Below are 16,720 nucleotides of genomic sequence, written 5' to 3' on the forward strand. Positions count from 1 at the left end.
CCTTCCACGATAACCCATGCACGAGAAGTCGTGCATGAGTGGCGCGCGAAATGTTCGGGCGGCGAGAGGTGGCGTTCGTTGATCGTCTGGGCCGGCCGCGTCACATCCGGGCGACGAGGGCGACGATCAGGGCGGCCACCCCGTCCTTGACCACGGACAGCACGGCGTCCTTGGCGCCGCCCGCGATCGCCTGGCCGAGCGCCCTCAGACGGCCCGGCTCGGACTCGACCGCGGCGACGACGGCGCCGGGGTCGGTGACCGTGCCATCCGATGCGACCGCGCCGTCGCGGCCGAGCTGGGCGATGAAGGCACGCAGCTCCGACACGGCGGCGTCCAGCTCCTGACGGGATACGCCCGCCGAGTTGTTGACCGTGAAGGTGTTGTGGTCGCCGGTCTGCTTGTACTGGTTTCCGCCGACCTTGTCACCGAACACATAGTCCGACACGTGACCGCCTCTCCGTGGCCATCCGTTGAAGTGGCTATCTGTTGAAGTGGCTATCTGTTGAAGGTCATCCTGTTGTCGCGTCCGCCCTGCTTGTACTGGTCGCCGCCCACCTTGTCGCCGGCCACCAGATCTCCGTGAACCTGGATGATCCGGTCCCCGCTCGGCGGATCCTCGATAGCCCCGACGATCTCGCCCTTGATCCGGTGGATCTCGTGGTTGTCGGTGCCGGACAGCGCGGTGTACTGCGTACCGGCCGTCTCGATGACCAGCGCGTACCGCGTCCGCCTGACCAGCAGCCGGTAGAAGAGCATGAACAGCAGGTACGCCAGCCGGATCCCGCCCAGGATGAAGACCCCCATGGCGAACTGCCGCGCGGCCTCCTCGATGTCGAGGTCCGCGTCGAGATCGAGCCGCGGCAGCACCATCCGGGCGGCGACGACCACCGCCCCGACCAGCAGCACGAGGACGGCGATCTGACGGAGGGGATAGAGCGTGGCGTACTTCCCGCTCCAGACCAGTCTCAGGGTCTGCACCCGGGAGATGTTCGCCAGCGGGTAGACCTCGTGCCCGATCCGTACGGTGCGCTTGCTGATCCGGATCTCGCCGATGTGTTCCTTGGCCATGCGCCTCCACCTCCAGGCTGCTGAACGCGAGGTTCGCCCGACTGCCGGCGACGCCCTCATGGTCGCGCCGACCGCGGCGGCGCACCTGAGTACCCCTCTACTCAAATGCCGCCGAACGGGCGACAACTGCGGGATCGGCGCGAAAACCAGAACAAGAAGTGGCACGATCCGGAGTCATGGCCAAGGGGACGATTCTCAGGGACCTGAAGAGGGCGAGGCGTTCCGGTGAACCCGTGAGGGTCAGCCGTGAGATCGCCCGCGCGGATCGGCTGGACGCCTACGTGGTGGGCGTCGGCCGCAAATGGGCACTGCTGCACACCATCTCCGACCAGCTGCATCTCGACGGCCACTCGGCCGTACGCCTCCGCGACGTCGAGCACGCGACGCGCTCGGCCTGGAAGGGCTCGACCGTGGCCCATCGTGCCCTCACCTCGCGCGGGGAGCACCCTCAGCCTTTGCCGGAGATCGACCTGGATTCCACCACGGGCCTGATCACGACGTTGACCAAGGCGTTTCCTCTCATGGCTGTCCACATCGAGAGAATTGACCCACATGTCTGCTACATCGGCCGCGCCCACGGAGTCACCCGGAAGAAGCGACTGCGTCTGCAGGAAATCGACCCGGCAGCGGACTGGGCCCTCATCTGCTCGATGAACAGGACAACGGACATCACCCGGTTCGACGTCGGTGGCGGGTACATCGATGCGCTCCACTCGGTCGGCGGAGATCCACCGGAGTGTCGATGCTCGGCTGATCGGCCCCCCGTACGCTGAGCCCCCTCACGGGCCCGCGACGGGCGCGCGCTCGGGCCGTGTGGTCACGTCCAGTACGGCGACCGTCTCACCTTCGCTTTTCTCGCCCGTGAGCTGGAACCCGAGCTTCCGGTAGAAGCCTTCCGGACCGCCCGCTCCCGGTTCCCATGTGACGTACATCCGCGTGCCGCCACGACGCCTGATCTCTCCGGCCACTGATTCGACGGCGAAGCGGCCGACGCCGCGTCCTTGTGCGTCGGGGGTGATGTTGAGGCGCCACAAGCCGGACCGGAAGTCGACTCCCTTTCCGTCCCAGTCGAGGTCGAGGAAGGCCATCACGAAACCGACCGGACCGTCGCCGTCGAGGATGATGCGCGACCAGGCCACGTTCGGGTGGACGTACGCCTCGGCCAGCGATTTCACCACAGGCGAGACGAAGTGCTCCTGTTCGGGACTGACCTTCACCGCGATGGCCATCTCGATGTTGGCGGGTGTGACAGGCACCAGGCGGAGGCTTTCGGTCATGCAAGGACCTTACGAGGTGGTCGCGCAGGATGATCGCCTCCCCGTACGCCGGACAGCTTGACAGGCAGCCTTCTGGCTGCCTAATTTAAAGGCAGCCGAAAGGCTGCATATCGACAGGAGGGCGAGGGCGGGCATGGACGAGGTGTTCAAGGCGCTGGCCGATCCGAGTCGGCGCGCGCTGCTCGACTCGCTCAACGCCCGCAACGGGCAGACGCTGCGCGAGCTGTGCGCCGGACTCGACATGGCCCGGCAGTCCGTCAGCAAGCACCTCGCGGTGCTGGAGGAGGCCGGGCTCGTCGCCACCGTACGGCGGGGCCGGGAGAAGCTCCACTACCTCAACGCCGCGCCCGTGCACGAGATCGCCCACCGATGGATCAGCCGCTACGACCGGGCCAGGGTCCAAACCCTGGCGGACCTGAAAGTCGCCCTGGAGGAGAGCTCGATGGACGCCCCGACCTTCGTCTACGCCACCTACATCCGCACCACCCCGCAGAAGCTCTGGCAGGCGCTGACCGAGCCCGCCTTCACCCGCCGCTACTGGGCCACGGAGTTCGCCACGGACTGGTCCGTCGGCTCCCAGATGACCTGGGACAACCACGGCGTGCTGGTCAGCGACCCGGAGCAGGTCGTACTGGAGGCCGAGCCCTACAGCCGGCTCTCCTACACCTGGCACGCCGTCACCCCGGAGCTCGCCAAGCGCTTCGGCTGGGACGAGGAGACGCTCGCCCGGCTGTCCGGCGAGCCCCGCTCGAAGGTCACCTTCACCATGGAGGAGGCTTCCGCGCAGGTCGTGAAGCTCACCGTCGTGCACGACGGCTTCGAGCCCGGATCGACCCTGGCCGCGATGGTCAGCCAGGGCTGGCCGAGCGTGGTGGCGAGCCTGAAGTCACTGCTGGAGACCGGCGAACCGCTGCCCGAGGAGGCCTGACCTGCCCGATCAGCGGCTCGACGACGTCACGCGACGCCGCCCATCCTCCCTCGGGCCGTTCTCGGGCGAGGTGGTTGCGCGACTACCGTCGGCGCTGGTCCGTCAGGTAGGAGATGGCCTTGGCGAAGGCGGCGTCGTGGTCACCGTTCAGTTCCTCGTCGCTGAGAACGCCGGGAACGGACAGGTGTGGCGGAATACCCGTCACGTCGTAGGAGGTCCTATCCCGGGTCAGGAAACGTTCATTGGGCAACGCGAAGCTCCACCCGTTCGGCAGCTTCCGCCACAGGAAGTCGGAGAAGGCGCCCTGGGTGTTCTCCCCGATCCGCTCAGGCCGAGGTGTCCGTCCCGTCATGGCCTGGGTGAACGTCTCGCCCGCGCTGATGGTCAGGCCGCTGGTGAGCAGGGCGACGGGGCCCGTGTACACCGGCGCGGTCGCCGGCCGTACGGGCACCGGCTGGGGCCGGGTGAACCTGGGCGGGTCGTCCGGGGTGTTGCGGGCCTGCTTGGCGTACGCGACGTACGGCCTGCCGGTGAGCCTGGATGCGAGCCGCAGGCCGAGCCCGTCGTAGCCGCCCAGGTTGACCCGGAGGTCGAGGATGAGGCCGCGCAGCCGGTCGGGACCCGAGGTGCGGGACGCGGTGAAGATCTCGTCGAGTGCCCGGTCCAGCTCGGCCGCATTGGGTTCGAAGCCACCGTCGGCGTAGCCGTCGAACGCGCCCAGCCGCAGGTAGCCGAGCCCGTCGGGGAGGTCGGCGTACCCGATCACGCCTCGTCCCCACTGTTTCAGGGGTTGGTGGGTGGCGTTCGTCTCGATGAACTTCTGGACCCGTGCGTTGAAGGCCAGGAAGGCCGGTATTCCGTCGAGCTGCCTGGTGCCCGGCCGCAACGGCCTGGCGAACTGCCTGTCGCCCGCGAGGAGGGCGGTGTGCGCGTCGCCGAGCTCCTTGAGGATGTCGCGCAGCACGGCGAACAACTCCTCGTCCCCGGTGTTCGAACTGACCCTGGGACGGTACCGGTCCCGTACGGCTCGCCAGTCGACGCCCTTGGCGGCGAAGAACGGGTAGTTCTCGGCGAAGGTCGTCCAGAAGACGTCGAACACCTTCACCGGATCATCGGACGTGGGCGTGGAACACGCCACGGGCAGGCCGGACAACCTCCGTAGCTCGATGGCGCCGACGCTGCCCGAATACCGCAGCTGCGCCCGGCCCGGCCCCCGCGTCCGGATGCTGATCCGCCGGCCGCCGGCCGGCGCCGTGAAGGATGCCGAGTCGCGCGTCGCCGCCGTCCGTTTCGCTGTGAGCACTCCCCGCAGGCAGCTGGTCGCCGTCGTGTCGAAGGTGGTGAGCCGCCCCTGGCCGATGTCGAAGATCGTGCCGTAGCCGTCGGCCCGCCAGAACCCGTCCAGCGGTTGCCGTCCCGCGGAGGCGGCGCCGGCGGCCGGCGCCGCGACCGCCGCGGCGATCCCCAGCGCGGCCAGTACGGCGGCCAGCCTCCGTGACGTCCCTCCGCGCTCGATGTTCCGTTGATCGTTCGCAGGAGTCCTGTTGTCGTTCACGGGATCCGACGCTAAGCGGCGAGCCCGGCGGGGCACGTCACACCACGGAGCCATCCGGACCCCTCATACCTTCGAGCCATCCGGCCCTCGGGTCATACCCAGGTGGGAGGCCCGAGGTCGGCCGCGAGACGGAGCTCTTCGTGGAGGCCGGGGGCTACTGTGAGGGCATGTCGCGCGCCTTCGCCCCGGCCCCGGCCGGACCCGCGGCGCTGCCCGCGCTCCGGTTCGCGAGGTCACGGGCCGTCGCGTCCTGGGTGATCGCCTGCTTCATGTTCGCGATGAACGTGGGGATGCTCGCCACCGTCTATGACGCTCCGGTCGAGCTGACGGTCCCCCTCGCCGCGGCCTGCGCGGCTCCGGTGACGATCTGCGGACGCCGGCCGTTGACCGCCTGGCTGATGATCTACGTCGGGATGCTGGTCACGCCGGCGCTGGTCTCGCCGCCGGTGGCGAACAACCCGTGGCCGTGGCTTCCGATGCCCGTGGTCGCCTACCTGATCGTGCTGTTCGCGCTGGCGCAGCACCGGCCGCGATGGACGCTGGCGGCCGTCTGGGCGCTGTCCCTCCTCGGCGCCCTGGTGGACGTGTCCCTGATGCCCACATCGTCCACGAGCCCGGCGGTGGTGCTACAGCTGGTGACGGCCGTCGTTCCGGTGCCGCTGATCGTCGGCGACAACCTGCGCTGGCGCCGCCTGGCCCAGGCGCGGGTCGCCGAGCAGGAGCAGATCAGCGCGGCCGAGCGGGCCCGGCGCGAGCTGCTGGAGGAACGGACCAGAATCGCCAGGGAGATGCACGACGTGGTGGCGCACCACATGTCGGTGATCGCCGTACAGGCGTCCAGTGCGGCGCGCAGGCTGGGCGGGGTGCCCGCCGAGGCCGAGCGGGAGTTCGACTCCATCGGTACGGCGGCCCGGCAGTCACTGGCCGAGATGCGGCGCCTGCTGGGTGTGCTGCGCAGCGACGACGCGACGCCTCGGCGTACCCCGCTGCCAGGGCTCGACCAGCTGGACGTGCTGATGGAGAGCGCCCGGCAGGCTGGAACCCCCGTCGAGCTGACAGTATCGGGCCTGCCCGCGTACCTGCCGCCGGGGACGGAACTGCCGGTCTACCGGATCGTGCAGGAGGCGCTCAGCAACGTGATCCGGCACGCGCCGGGCGCCGCCACGGCCGTGACGGTCACCGGGAACGGGACCGGCCTGCGGGTCGTGGTGGAGAACGCGCCGCCCGCGGACGCGGGACGCGCGCTCGCCGAGCCCGCGGGCACCGGCCACGGGCTGGCCGGAATGCGGGAACGGGCCGCCCTGGTGGGCGGCGTTCTGCTGACCTTGCCGACGCCACGCGGCGGGTTCCGGGTCGAGCTGACGCTGCCCCTGGCGCGGGCCGAGCACGAGGAGGAGCCCTCGTGACGATCCGGGTGCTCATCGCCGACGACCACGCGATGGTCCGGGCGGGCTTCGGCGCCCTGCTGGCCGCCGAACGGGACATCGACGTCGTCGGTGACGCGGCCGACGGCGAGCGGGCGGTGGCCGAGACGAGGCGACTGCGGCCCGACGTCGTCCTCATGGACGTCCGCATGCCCGGGATGGACGGCCTGCGGGCGGCCCGGCTGCTCCTGGCGCCGCCCGGCGGGGAGTACAGGCCGCGTGTGCTGATGCTCACCACCTTCGACCTGGACGACTACGTGTACGAGGCGCTGCGCGCGGGTGCCAGCGGATTCCTGCTGAAGGAGGCGTCGCCCGCGGACCTCGTCTCGGCGGTGCGGGTGGTGGCGGCCGGGGACGCCCTGCTCGCCCCTTCGGTGACCCGGCGCCTGATCGAGGAGATCGCCAGGTGCAGGCCCGCGCTGCCCGGTGCCGCACCCCGGGTGCAGTCGCTGACCCAGCGGGAGTCCGAGGTGCTCATCCACGTCGCCCGCGGCCTTTCCAACATCGAGATCGCCGCGGCCCTCGTCGTCGCCGAGCAGACCGTCAAGACGCACGTCGGCCGCATCCTGGCCAAACTCGACCTGCGAGACCGCGCCCAGGCAATCATCTTCGCGTACGAGAGCGGCCTCGTCGTCCCCCGCTCCGACCTTCCCTCCCGGTGACCGTTCACCATCGGGCTTCGGCCGGGGTCAGCCGTCCACCATGGCCGGCTGTGCCGGTGCGGAGATCGCCTGTCCGGCGCGGCGGTAGCACCGGACGCGACGGCCGAGTGCGACTGCCCCGAGTACGCAGCAGGTGAGGCAGAAGAGCGCCAGCAGCGGCATCAGCCAGGCGGTGACGATCCAGTACTGGACGTCGAACGCCCCCCAGATCGGCATCGGCAACACCACGCTCAGCACCGTCACCAGGGCGAGGGGCACGAGCCGCAGGGCCGGCAGCGGCCGGCGCGCCGCGCGGCGGCGGGTGGCCCAGCGGCGCGCTCGGACGATCGCGGTGACCAGCAGTGCGGCCATCCCCACCGTGAGCCCGAGCAGGACCGCGTTCACGACGGTGAGCGGGTTGCTCATCGGCGTCACCGGTGCCCCGATCCGTTCGGCGAGCAGGTTGGTCGAGAGCAGGCCGGGGTCGCCGACGCCGTTGGTGAGGACGAGGGCGGCCACACCTGTCTTGGGCGAGAAGACCATGTCCCCGGTCCACGTCGCCAGTGTCCCGCCGTGGCCGACCAGCGACGGCGGCGCGCCTGCCGTGACGGGACGGGCCTGCCAGCCGAGGGCGTGGTCACCGGCCTTCGGCTGTACGGTGTGCAACTCGGCCAGGGAGCCGGCGCTCAGCAGGCCCGCCCCGAGGGTTCCCTGGTTGAACCGCAACCACCGCACCATGTCGTCCAGGGTCGAGATCACCCCGCCGTTGCCGACGCACATCCCCGGCATCTCCGGCGCCGCGACGGCGACCCCGAGTACGACCTCGTACCCGGACGACAGGCCCTCGGCACGATCGGAACATCCCAGCGTGGAGCTGGTGTCGGTCATGCCCAGCGGCGTGAACAGCTCGGTGTGGAGGAAGTCGTCGAACGACTTCCCCGACATCACTTCGACGATCCTCGCCGCGATCGAGAAGTTGGTGTTGTGGTACTCAGCGTGGGTGCCCGGGGCGGCGGCCAGGGTCTTGTCGGCCAGCGCGGCCACGATCTCCCGCGCGGTGCGCAGAGGCGGGAACACGTACTCGTTGTTGGTGTCGTTCGACAGTCCCGAGGTGTGGCTGAGGATGTGGCGCACGGTGATCCCGGTGAAGCGCGGATCGGCCATCCTGAAGTCGGGCAGGAGCTTGACGACCGGGTCGTCCAGGGAGACGCGGCCGCGATCGACCAGCAACATGATCGCCGTGGCCGTCATCGACTTGCTCATCGACGCGATCCGGAACCGGGTCCGCGCCGTCACCGCGTCGCCGTCCCCGTCCCGGCCGCGGACGATCGTCTCGACCGACGACCCGTCGATCACGGCCGCCGCGACGCCGGGCGTGCCGTAGACGGAGCGGTAGTCGTCGACCAGTTGTCCGCCGGTGGCATGGGCCGGCGCCGTCCGGCCGAGCAGCACGGCGACGAGCCCGCCGCAGAGGACGAAGAGCGAGGTCACACGGGGAAAGCGCAGATGTAGGAAACGCACGACGTCGAACCTAGGCCGGGCGTCACCGCCCGGCATCACCCCGAGGTGTGAGACGGCACCACCCGGCAGGATGGAATCAGCCGGGCAGGTCGTCGCGTCCCACGAGCCCGTTCTCGTACGCGTGGATCACCGCGTGCACGCGGTCGCGCAGGTTCAGTTTCTGCAGGATGGCCCGGACGTGCGACTTCACCGTGTTCTCGCTCAGCACCAGTTCCGCGCGGATCTCGCTGTTGGACCTGCCGCGGGCGAGCAGGCCGAAGATCTCGACCTCGCGCGGGGTGAGGCCGTCCAGGGCCGCCGTCCGCCGTACTGGCACCTGCCGTACGAGGTCGAGGATCGTCGCGGCAACCCCCGGGGCCAGCGCGGACGTCCCGGAGGCGACGTCGCAGACGGCCTGGGCCAGGGCGGCGGGCCGGACGTCCTTGGTCAGGTAGCCGCTCGCGCCGGCCCGGATGGCGGCGACGACCAGCTCGTCGTCGTCGAACGTCGTCAGCATGAGCACCCGGGTCGCCGGTGCGATCCTGACGATCTCCGCCGTGGCGGCGACCCCGTCCATGCGCGGCATGCGGATGTCCATCAGGACGACGTCGAGCCGGTGCCGCCGGACGACCTCAATCGCGTCGCTGCCGTTCGCGACGTCGTGGGTGACCTCGATGCGTTCGTCGGCCGACAACACCGTACGGAGCGAGGCCCGCAACAGCTCCTGATCGTCGACGAGCATGACGTGGATCCCGGTCATGCCCCCTCCTTCGTGGGAAGCCGCGCCCGCAGCACCCATCCGTCGTCCCCGTCGTCGATCGACAGGGTGCCGCCCGCGGTACGCACACGCTCCTCGATCCCCATCAAGCCTGTCCCCTGGCTGCCGCCGCCGCGCAGCTGCTTGCCGCCGTCGTCGCGTACCTCCACCACCACCTCGGACGGGCCCCAGCGCAGGCGGACGGTCACCTCGACCGGCGGTTCGAGGTGGCGCAGCGCGTTGGTGATGCCCTCCTGCACGGTCCGGACCGCCGCGACCTCGGCGCTCAGGCTCAGCGGCCGTCGCTCGCCCACCTCTGCGAACGTCACCGTGTGAAGCGGGCTCGCCGCCGAGGCCACGAGGTCGGGGAGGGCGTCGAGCGAGATCGGCACCTCTTTCGGCCGGGAGCCGGTGCGCGACGCCACGGTGGCCGGGCCCAAGGTGGCCAGCATCGCTCGCAGCCCCTGGTGGGCGTCCCGGCCGGCCTCGGCGATGTCGCCGAGTTCGCGGCGGGTCGCCGGATCCGCCGTCGTCACCGCCGCGGCCTCGATCCGCGCGACCATGACGGTGACCGTGTGGGCGATCACGTCGTGCAGGTCGCGGCGGATGCCGGCCCGTTCGCCCGCGACCGCCGCGGCCAGGCGTTCGCTCTCGGCCCGCCGGCCGGCCGTGTGCCTGCGACGTACCAGCAGGGCCGCGAGCCACACGCCGCCGACCACGAGCATCAGCAGCCCGCCCTCGGCCAGGCGGGTCCAGCCGGTGCTGTCAGGGGGCTGCCGGGCCCACCCCACCAGCTCGGTGAGGACGATCCCGAGCACGGCGACGGCCAACGCGGCCACCGAGGACCTGACAGAGACCAGGCCGGTCAGCCGCCACAACATGAGGGGGAACCAAAGGGCCGAGGGCAACATGTTCGGCGACCAGCCCAGGAAGGGCGTCGTCACCAGGACGAGCATGGCCAGCGCGCCGATCGCGTACCCCGCCCACGGCTGTCGGCGGGTCACCACCGCGCCCACGTGGAGCAGGGCGGCAGCACCCGCGACGACGATGATCTGCCACGACTCCGCGCCGAGGTACCGGGCACCGGCCAGGATGATCGACGTCGGGAGGGCCAGGGCCACGTGCGTCACCACCGTCGTCGCCGGCCAGGTGCTCCGGCGCTGGGAGGCTGTCACGGTCGTCGCCTTCCGATGGGCTTGGGGTGGCTCGTGTTCGGGAGCCGGGCCCGGCTCGACGTGCCACAGGATAGCCAGCCGAGGGGGCAGGCGCCGCCCTGAGCCGTGGTCGAGCGGCCCGCGGCGGAGGTGCGCGGTCACGCCGGTGGAGGCGGCTTCCGGATGCCAGCGTCCTGCCAGCCGGGTAACAGCGTCGGCGGCCACGCTGCTGTCTCCACCGATGTCTCCACCAACCCGAAGGCAGGACGTGATGGGCGGCAAGCAGCCGATGCGATGGCAGACCGCGGAAGTGACCTCGCGGGACGGGACGACGATCGCCGTACTCGGTGCTGGACGAGGACCCGGGCTGGTGGTGATACCCGGGAACAACCGGCGCGCCCACCACTACGAAGCCCTGGCGCGGGAGCTGTCCGGCACGTACGGCGTGCACGTGATCGAACGGCGCGGACGTGGCCTCAGCGGCCCGCAAGGCCCGGCGTACAGCGTGGAGACCGAGGTCGACGACGCCTTGGCCGTCATGGACCACACGGGTGCGCGCCTGGTCTTCGGGCACAGTTACGGCGGTCTCGTCGCCCTGCACCTCGGGCTGCGGCGAAGGGTGAGCGCGCTCATGGCCTACGAACCGGGCGTGAGCATCGACGGGTCCTTCCCCGCCCGCTGGTTGCCGTCGTTCAACCGCCTGCTGGCGGAGGGCAGGCACGCCGCGGCGATGGCGACCTTCCTCAAGGCCACCCGCCTCGCCCCCATCGGCGACGCGCCGGCACCGGTGTTCCACGCGCTGGCGTTCCTGCTGCTGCGCGGGGCCGAGGGACGCGACGCGCGGGCGATGATGGCGACGACCCCCGCCGAGATCGGCGAGATCATCCGCCTGGACTCCGACGGCACCCGGTACGCGAACGTCGACTCCCCGGCGTTGCTGCTCGGCGGCGACAGATCCCCCGGCTACCTCACGGGCGTGCTCGCCCGTCTGGCGCACGTCATGCCCGACGCCCGGCACGAGATCGTCGCCGGCCTCGACCACAACGCCCCCGACCTGAACGCCCCCGGCGTCATCGCCGAGCAGATCCGGACCTTCGTAGAGTCCCGCGTCCCGGGAGAGCAGTCCCACTGAACGACATCCCGGAAACAAAGTCGCCGACCTGCGAGAAGGCGTCACAAAGCCGACAGGATCCCCCGGAGCCCCGCCGGCCGATGCTGCTCATAGCTGTCCAATTTCTGGCTTAATGTCCAACGAAACGGCCTTCGCCTGTTAGATTCCGTAGTCATGATCAAGGAGAGGCACGTCAACGGTGCCGCCATGGACCGCTGAGGCGTGACGGGGTGCTTCACGGTACGGGGACCTTCGACGGGGGTCTGATCCTGTCCCCGCAGCGGCCGTCCGGTACGGCGAGGCCAGGACCCGATCGTGTGCCGTGCGAGCAGCCCGTCCGCCGATCAACGTGCCGATCGACGATAGGAGCAATGTGCTGAGAAGAACTCCCCTGCTCGCCACCGCGGTCATGCTGATGACATCGCTGTTAACCGTCCCGATCGCGGGGACGGCCGGCGCCGCGGTGACCGGGCAGGACGTCACGGATGCCGTGGGGAAGCGCGGCATCACCTGGGGGCCGTGCGAGGAGGAACCAACCGTCGAGTGCGGCACGCTGGCCGTGCCCATCGACTGGTCCAGGCCCAACGGGCCCAGCATCGACCTGGCCCTGGCCCGCCGCAAGGCCACCGACCCGTCCGCACGGATCGGTTCCCTGCTGAGCAACCCCGGCGGGCCCGGCAACTCGGGCGTGAACGACATCCTGCGCCCGTCCGGCTTCAGCGAGGACGTCCAGCGACGGTTCGACATCGTCAGCTATGACCCTCGCGGCGTCGCCCGCAGCGGCTCGGTGACCTGCTCGGCCTCGGTGTACAACCAGATGCCGTACCCGGTCATGACCAGCCAGGCCGACTACCTCAAGTGGGTCGCCTTCGACAAGACCCTGCGCGCGGACTGCCGCAAGCTCACCGGCCCGCTGTACGACCGCATCGACTCGGTCAACGTGGCCCGCGACATGGACGCCATCCGCTCCGCGCTCGGCGACGACAAGCTGACCTCGTACGGCGTCTCCTACGGCACGCTGGCCCAGCAGATGTACGCCGAGCTGTTCCCCAGCCGGATCCGTGCCATGGTGCTGGACAGCAACATGGACCACAGCCTGGACGTCAAGGCGTTCCAGGTGACCGAGGCGGCCGGCGTCCAGGACAGCTTCGACGAGTTCGTCGCCTGGTGCGAGCGCGACACCGAGTGCGTACTGAACGGTCGTGACGTCCGGGCGCTGTGGAAGGGCCTGCTGGACAAGGCGGGCCGGGGCGAGCTGTTGTGGCCGGGCGACGGCCGTCCGGTGAGTGCCCACAACCTGCAGTGGCTGGGCGTGGTGCTCAACGAGGCGCCCGCCTGGCGGCAGGAGGCCAGGGTGCTGCTGGCGCTGGACGGCGGTCCGGTGCCGGACGACATGCCCGGCCCTCCCGGCAACTGGCCCGTGAACGGCCAGTACGCCGAGCTGCCCACCGCGATCCTGTGCGAGGACTGGAACCTGTCGCTGCGGAGCTACAGCGAGTACGCCGACGTGATGCGCGCCTCCAACGCGGTGGCCCCGGACATGCGGTACAACCCGATGCCGATGGGCGACATGCCGATCTGCCAGGGTCACCCGGTCAACAACCCCCAGCACCCGCTGCGGTACACGGGCAGCACCCCGCTGCTGGTGACCACGTCCAAGCACGACCCGGACACACCGTACGAGTGGTCGGCCAACGTGGCCCGGCAGCTCGGCCCCAAGGCCACCCTGCTCACGTACGAGGGCTGGGGCCACGGCGTCTACGGCATGACCGAGTGCACCACGGTCACCATGGACAGCTACCTGATCTCGCCGACCCGACCCGTCAAGGGCAACCGCTGCCCGGCGGAAGAGCCCCAAGGCTAGGCGGAACAGTGGTGTGAAGGTGCCGGGCCGACCCGAATCGGCCCGGCACCGGCCGCGGCACCTGACTCGCCGAAGGCCCGGCGGCCGAGTCCGGGAGGCGTCAGCTCAGCGCGGCCGCCTTGCGCAACAACACTGAACGTTCGCGCTGGTTGGCGCACAGCCGGGCCGCCAGCTCCAGCTCGGCACGCGCTTCCGGTCGCCGACCGAGCCGGGCCAGCAGCTCACCGCGTACGGCCGGGACCAGATGCGAACCGGGCAGCCGGTCCGCGGCGACCAGCTCGTCCACGATGGCCAGGGCCTGCTCGGGGCCCGAGGCCATGGCGACGGCGACGGCCCGGTTGAGCTCGACCACCGGCGAGGGTGCGACCCGGCCGAGTGCCTCGTAGAGCACCACGATCCGGTCCCAGTCGGTCGCCTCGACCGAGGGCGCCGACGCGTGGGCGGCGGCGATCGCGGCCTGCAAGCCGTAGGGGCCGAGGCCGCGAACCGAGGCCCTGGCCAGCGCGGCCAGCCCACGGCGGATCGCCGAGAAGTCCCACAGCCGCCGGTCCTGCTCGTCGAGCAGCACCGGCGAACCGTCCGGGCCGGTCCTGGCCGGGAACCGCGCGGCCGTCAGCTCGCACAACGCCAGCAGGCCGTGCACCTCGGGCTCGTCCGGTTGCAGCGCGGCCAGCGTGCGGATCAGCCGGAGCGCCTCGTACGCGACGTCGGGGCGCAGCAGCCGGTCGCCCGACGTGGCCGTCGACCCCTCAGTGAAGATCACGTAGAGGACGCTGAGCACGCCGCCCAGCCGCTCCCGCCGCTCGGCGGCCGGCGGCAGCTCGAACGGCACCCCGGCCGCCGCGATCGTCTTCTTGCCCCGGGTGATACGGGCCTGCACGGTCGGCACGGGTACGAGGAACGCGCGGGCGATCTCCTCACTGGACAGTCCGCCGACCACGCGCAGGGTCAACGCCACCCGGGCCTCGGCAGACAACACCGGATGGCAGCTGATGAACATCAACGCCAGTACGTCGTCGTCGATCCTGTCGGGATCGGCGTCGACGGCCGAGTCGGCCGCCGAGTCGATCGAGTCGGCCGCGAGCAGGGCGTACCGGTCCTGGAGGGCGGCCCGGCGGCGGATCGTGTCGATCGCCCGCCGCCGGGCCGTGGCCATCAGCCAGCCGGCCGGACTCGCCGGAGCGGCGAGCGGCCACGACACCAGCGCCTCGGCCACCGCCTCCTGGGCCGCGTCCTCGGCCAGCCCGAAATCGCCGGTGAACCGGGTCAGCGTGGCGACGATCCGCGCCGACTCGATCCGCCAGACGGCCTCGACGTCAGGTGCGTCCATCAGATCCGGCCGCCGCTCCGGCACCCGGCCCGCTGCTCGATGCTCATGCGCCGGCCTGCGGGACCTCGTCGCTCCCGGGCACCCGCCGAATCTCGATCTTGGCCCCGGGGGCCGTCGGCACCCGCTTGGCCCACTCGACCGCCTCCTGCTTCGAGGCGACGTCGAGCAGGAAGAAGCCCCCGAACAGCTCCTTGGTCTCGCCGTACGGCCCGTCCGTGACCACCGGCGTCTCGCCGCTGAAGTCGACCACGACACCCTGGGCCGGATCGTCCAGCCCCTCCGCGGCCAGGAGGACGCCGGCCTTGGCCATCTCCTCGATGAACTGGCGGGTCGTGGCGATCATCTCGTCGATGCCGGCCATCATGGCCGCGTTCGACTCGTCGGTGCCCCGCATGATCAGCAGGTACTTCGCCATGGCGTTCTCCTCGTCCGGCGGGGCCGCCTCTCGGCCCTCGCACCCACTGGTCGAACGGGCGGCCCGCGGATCGACACGGCCGCGCGGAATTCTCCCGCCGCGACGCGATCTTATGCCTGGTCTGGTCACGAAGGCGGCGATCATCCCGGTCGCGGGAAGAAAAACCGGGCGTGCCGCGAAGGGGGGACGGAAGGTAATGACCAACATCCGGAAGGCACACACATGACGGAGACGGGCACGTGACCGCCGACGTGGGCGAGCAGGTGACCGACGCCGACCTCGTCGCCGGCTACCGGCGGAACCCAGAGCTGTTCACCGCCGTGTACGACCGGTATTTCCATGACGTCTACCGGTACGTGGCGGGACGCCTGGGCAGCCAAGTGGCCGAGGACATCACGGCGGAGACGTTCCTGCTGGCGTTCGACCGGCGTGACCGATTCAACCCGGAAATAGGCGGCTTGCGGCCCTGGCTGCTCGGCTTCGCCACGAACCTGGTGGCCAGGCATCGCCACAAGGAAGCACGCCGTTACAAGGCGCTGGCCCGGCTGGACCCCGCACCGGCCGTGGAAGGGCACGAGAACCGGGTCGTCACCTCCGCGACCGCGCAGCCGTACCTGGCGAGGGCGCTCGCCTCGCTGAACGGCGGCGAGCGTGACGTGCTGCTGCTCCTGGCGCTGGGCCAGCTCAGCTACAACGAGATCGCCCAGGCGCTCGGCATTTCCCTCGGCACCGTGGGTTCGCGGCTCAGCCGTGCCCGCGCCAAGATCCAGGCCCTCACCGACAAGGAGACCCACCCATGAACGACCTGGAAGAGATCGCCACTTTGCTGGGCGAGCCGGAGCCGTCCGCGGGGGCGGTCGCGCGCGGCCGAGCGCGCCTCCAGCAGAGGGCGCGGGCGGGCCGGGCGCGCCGGCGCATCGGCTGGTTCGTACCGGGAGTCGCCCTGGCTGCGGCCGGTGCCGTCGCAGCGGTCGTGTTCGCCACGGGGGCGCCCACGAACGGCGGCGCACCGGCCACGGGCAGGGAGGTCCTGCTCATGGCCGCGGTCACCGCGGAACGTACACCCCAGGGCTCCGGGACGTACTGGCACGTCACGCGTCGGTGGCTCGCGTCGGACGCCCCGCCGATAGAGAGCTGGACCCGGCGCGACGGCAAGCGCTGGACCAGGGCCGTGCCGGGGGATCCCGCCGACGCCGTCATCCAGGCGCCGGACTGGAAGACGCTCAGGCTCAAGGGCGCCAAGGTGAGCTTCGAGGAGCTCGAAGGGCTGCCTACGGAGCCGGAGGCGCTGAAGGCGTGGATCGTCGCGCGCAAGGGCGAAGAGGCGGACATGTCCGCGTCCGAGATCCGCGGCGATCCCACCCTCACCCTGCTCGCGCTGATCACGGACCTGCCGACGCCCGCGGAGGTCCGCTCGGCGGCGTTCCGTGCGCTCGCCGCGACACCCGGAGTGGAGAACGCGGGCGCGGTCGAAGGCGGCCAGCGTCTGCGCTTTCCCAGCCCCGATGGCGGTAGCGACATCGAGCTGGTCATCGATCCCGAGATGGCCCGGGTGGTCCGCGCCAACCTCGTCCTCGTCGACGACGGCGACACGGCGTTCAGTGCCGGGTTCATCTCCGTGACCACCGAGTGGACGGACCAGCTTCCGCCGGCGAAGGAGAGCTGAAGCGGGATTCCAGGAGCCCGCGCCCTGCCG

17 protein-coding genes are annotated in these 16,720 nt (G+C 70.7%); 8 read left to right on the forward strand and 9 right to left on the reverse strand.

The genetic code is table 11. The features are described from left to right. Positions 1–100: 100 nt before the first annotated feature. The gene (locus tag IEZ27_RS38850) at positions 101–445 is read right to left on the reverse strand and encodes a hypothetical protein (protein ID WP_125643546.1); all 345 of its coding nucleotides are present in this window, start codon (positions 443–445) and stop codon (positions 101–103) included. Positions 446–495: 50 nt separating this feature from the next. Beyond that, positions 496–1,068 carry a DUF6232 family protein gene (locus IEZ27_RS38855; RefSeq protein WP_189651842.1) on the reverse strand — a complete coding sequence of 191 codons (573 nt, stop codon included), beginning with the start codon at positions 1,066–1,068 and terminating at the stop codon, positions 496–498. Positions 1,069–1,244: 176 nt separating this feature from the next. Here IEZ27_RS38855 and IEZ27_RS38860 point away from each other — a divergent pair, with 176 nt between their 5' ends. Next, the gene (locus tag IEZ27_RS38860; protein ID WP_189651843.1) at positions 1,245–1,841 is read left to right on the forward strand and encodes a hypothetical protein; all 597 of its coding nucleotides are present in this window, start codon (positions 1,245–1,247) and stop codon (positions 1,839–1,841) included. 6 nt (positions 1,842–1,847) lie between these two features. On the opposite strand, the gene IEZ27_RS38865 is transcribed toward IEZ27_RS38860, so the two are convergent. Next, complete coding sequence (locus tag IEZ27_RS38865) at positions 1,848–2,297, reverse strand: GNAT family N-acetyltransferase (RefSeq protein ID WP_229824739.1); 450 nt, start codon at positions 2,295–2,297, stop codon at positions 1,848–1,850. Between the two features lie 181 nt (positions 2,298–2,478). On the opposite strand from IEZ27_RS38865, the gene IEZ27_RS38870 reads away from it, so the two are divergent. Beyond that, entirely contained in the window at positions 2,479–3,273 is a 795-nt protein-coding gene (locus IEZ27_RS38870; protein WP_189651845.1) for an ArsR/SmtB family transcription factor, read from the forward strand. An 82-nt stretch (positions 3,274–3,355) separates the two neighbouring features. On the opposite strand, the gene IEZ27_RS38875 is transcribed toward IEZ27_RS38870, so the two are convergent. Continuing rightward, positions 3,356–4,828 (reverse strand): S41 family peptidase, encoded by a 1,473-nt coding sequence (locus tag IEZ27_RS38875; RefSeq protein WP_229824740.1) that lies wholly within the window; start codon positions 4,826–4,828, stop codon positions 3,356–3,358. 167 nt (positions 4,829–4,995) lie between these two features. On the opposite strand from IEZ27_RS38875, the gene IEZ27_RS38880 reads away from it, so the two are divergent. Next, positions 4,996–6,234, forward strand: a complete 1,239-nt coding sequence (locus IEZ27_RS38880) for a sensor histidine kinase (protein ID WP_189651847.1) — start codon at positions 4,996–4,998, stop codon at positions 6,232–6,234. Next, positions 6,231–6,914: a response regulator gene (locus IEZ27_RS38885; RefSeq protein ID WP_189651848.1), complete on the forward strand. Its 684-nt coding sequence runs from the start codon at positions 6,231–6,233 to the stop codon at positions 6,912–6,914. Before IEZ27_RS38880 ends, IEZ27_RS38885 begins: the two co-directional genes overlap by 4 nt. A 27-nt stretch (positions 6,915–6,941) precedes the next feature. On the opposite strand, the gene IEZ27_RS38890 is transcribed toward IEZ27_RS38885, so the two are convergent. From IEZ27_RS38890 to IEZ27_RS38900, 3 genes are all read right to left on the reverse strand, one after another. After that, the gene (locus IEZ27_RS38890; RefSeq protein ID WP_229824741.1) at positions 6,942–8,414 is read right to left on the reverse strand and encodes a serine hydrolase domain-containing protein; all 1,473 of its coding nucleotides are present in this window, start codon (positions 8,412–8,414) and stop codon (positions 6,942–6,944) included. 76 nt (positions 8,415–8,490) lie between these two features. After that, on the reverse strand, positions 8,491–9,153 hold the full coding sequence (locus IEZ27_RS38895; RefSeq protein WP_125643558.1) for a response regulator: 663 nt from the start codon (positions 9,151–9,153) through the stop codon (positions 8,491–8,493). Further along, positions 9,150–10,325 (reverse strand): sensor histidine kinase, encoded by a 1,176-nt coding sequence (locus tag IEZ27_RS38900; protein WP_189651850.1) that lies wholly within the window; start codon positions 10,323–10,325, stop codon positions 9,150–9,152. Before IEZ27_RS38900 ends, IEZ27_RS38895 begins: the two co-directional genes overlap by 4 nt. A gap of 349 nt (positions 10,326–10,674) precedes the next feature. Between IEZ27_RS38900 and IEZ27_RS38905 the strand changes: the two genes are divergently transcribed. Both IEZ27_RS38905 and IEZ27_RS38910 read left to right on the forward strand, forming a co-directional pair. Continuing rightward, positions 10,675–11,436: an alpha/beta fold hydrolase gene (locus IEZ27_RS38905; RefSeq protein WP_189651851.1), complete on the forward strand. Its 762-nt coding sequence runs from the start codon at positions 10,675–10,677 to the stop codon at positions 11,434–11,436. A gap of 394 nt (positions 11,437–11,830) precedes the next feature. Beyond that, positions 11,831–13,279 (forward strand): alpha/beta fold hydrolase, encoded by a 1,449-nt coding sequence (locus IEZ27_RS38910; RefSeq protein ID WP_189651852.1) that lies wholly within the window; start codon positions 11,831–11,833, stop codon positions 13,277–13,279. Positions 13,280–13,379: 100 nt separating this feature from the next. On the opposite strand, the gene IEZ27_RS38915 is transcribed toward IEZ27_RS38910, so the two are convergent. After that, positions 13,380–14,609 carry an RNA polymerase sigma factor gene (locus IEZ27_RS38915; protein ID WP_189651853.1) on the reverse strand — a complete coding sequence of 410 codons (1,230 nt, stop codon included), beginning with the start codon at positions 14,607–14,609 and terminating at the stop codon, positions 13,380–13,382. Between the two features lie 43 nt (positions 14,610–14,652). After that, a complete protein-coding gene (locus IEZ27_RS38920; RefSeq protein ID WP_189651854.1) occupies positions 14,653–15,024 on the reverse strand; it encodes a YciI family protein in 372 nt (123 codons plus the stop codon). 239 nt (positions 15,025–15,263) lie between these two features. Here IEZ27_RS38920 and IEZ27_RS38925 point away from each other — a divergent pair, with 239 nt between their 5' ends. Both IEZ27_RS38925 and IEZ27_RS38930 read left to right on the forward strand, forming a co-directional pair. After that, positions 15,264–15,824, forward strand: a complete 561-nt coding sequence (locus tag IEZ27_RS38925; RefSeq protein ID WP_189651855.1) for an RNA polymerase sigma factor — start codon at positions 15,264–15,266, stop codon at positions 15,822–15,824. Next, positions 15,821–16,690: a CU044_5270 family protein gene (locus IEZ27_RS38930; RefSeq protein ID WP_189651856.1), complete on the forward strand. Its 870-nt coding sequence runs from the start codon at positions 15,821–15,823 to the stop codon at positions 16,688–16,690. The genes IEZ27_RS38925 and IEZ27_RS38930 overlap by 4 nt, the downstream gene beginning before the upstream one ends. The last annotated feature ends 30 nt before the right edge of the window (positions 16,691–16,720 follow it).

The sequence above is a fragment of the Nonomuraea spiralis genome, assembly GCF_014648435.1.
GTDB classification, from domain to species: Bacteria; Actinomycetota; Actinomycetes; order Streptosporangiales; family Streptosporangiaceae; genus Nonomuraea; species Nonomuraea spiralis.